Consider the following 1,509-nt stretch of genomic DNA (forward strand, 5'->3'; position numbering starts at 1 on the left):
GCGTTGACTGGGTTGCTCCAAAAGGCTCGCCCATTATTGCGATAGGAGATGGTGTTGTCATAAAAATTGGCGTAACCGGTGGGTATGGCAATCATACAGAAATTCAACACAGCAATGGATATGTCAGCAGTTATTCGCACCAAAGTCGTTATGCACCAGACATCAAACTGGGCACAAAAGTACGACAAGGACAAGTCATTGGCTATGTCGGAGCAACTGGGATGGCAACTGGTCCCCATTGCCATTTTGAAATCATTGTCAATGGTGTAAAAGTGGATCCCATGCGCATCCGCATTCCTGACAGTAAAGCTTTAAAAACGCAAGATCTAGAAGCATTCCTGCACGAAAAAAACAATATTGATTCTTTGTTAAAAAGCCCAATAAAATCATCAAACGACACGTCTTAAATCATACAGAACACTCCCTTCAGTGATGGCTAAAATTCTTTCTCTTGAAGGTTTTTGTCAAAAATCATTCCGTTGAGAAGGCTTAACGAAAACGGCGATAAGGCGATAAGGCGGGCTTATCCTTTCTACCGTTCTCTTAAAGGCTTTCACAAACTGCATTATGAATTGGGCGTTTGTTACCCAATGCTTTTAGATGTATCATTTTGTTTCAAGAAACAGTCACAAAAAAGGCAATTTTATCATAAAAAAGCAACTTTAACACCCTTACAAAGTAACGGCTGTTAAATATTTGGTAAAGTCAATAATTTTAATTTATAAGAGTAATTTTATGAAATACAAATATAGAACAATCATTGGGATTTTTCTTACCATCTGTTCGTGTGTAAAACCTTCTTTTTCTCATACGCAAACTCTTTCTGTGACACACGAAACAAGACAAAGCTTTATTGAAAAATTACCAAAACCAAAACAAAGTGCCTTTGATGATCGTTCAACAGATGTTTACATCGTCAATGAACTTAATCCACCTACTTCTATGGTGTTAACTGCTAGAAGTATTAAGCGTGGACAGTGGAAAACAGGTGAATATTGGGATAAGACAAGGGTTGGGAGTATCATTACACCTGGTTCGGTAGGAAAAGCAGCAACAACATCGAATGCTTGGCTTTTTGGAGCCGGTGGTCGGATGCAATATAGAATACAAGATGATGGAACGCTTTTAACATTCGGCTGGTATAACCCCTATATAGGAAGCCCTGAATATTCTGCTACCTCGAGCAACAAAGGGTATTATTTTGAACGAAGAGAGGAAGGGGGGAAAAACGCTCGAGTCATTTGGTACGTAAAAAGAAAAGAGCCGGTAAAAGATTATTCTGTCGTCATAGCAGCCGATCCGCAGCCATGGCGCTTGACTTCAGGCGATCCTAACGCAAAGAGCAACAGAGGTCCTTGGTTAGAAACAAATAAGAAAGTAGCAAAGGCCATAGAATCACATACAGCAGCATTTTCTATCATCAATGGCGACTTAACGGAATTTGGTCGACCACAAACCTATCAAGACTATGTATATGTGTATAAAAGCCGTGCTTATCCTGTCTATGAG

1 protein-coding gene and 1 pseudogene are annotated in these 1,509 nt (G+C 39.7%); both read left to right on the top strand.

Annotated features, from left to right (window positions below):
• On the top strand, nt 1-407 hold a 407-nt coding region (locus AC0QT1_RS08565; RefSeq protein WP_473202124.1), incomplete at its 5' end, for a M23 family metallopeptidase.
• A gap of 328 nt (nt 408-735) precedes the next feature.
• Nucleotides 736-1,509 (top strand): annotated as a pseudogene (locus tag AC0QT1_RS08570) (metallophosphoesterase); the annotation flags it as partial.

This window comes from Bartonella sp. P12B (assembly GCF_055796185.1).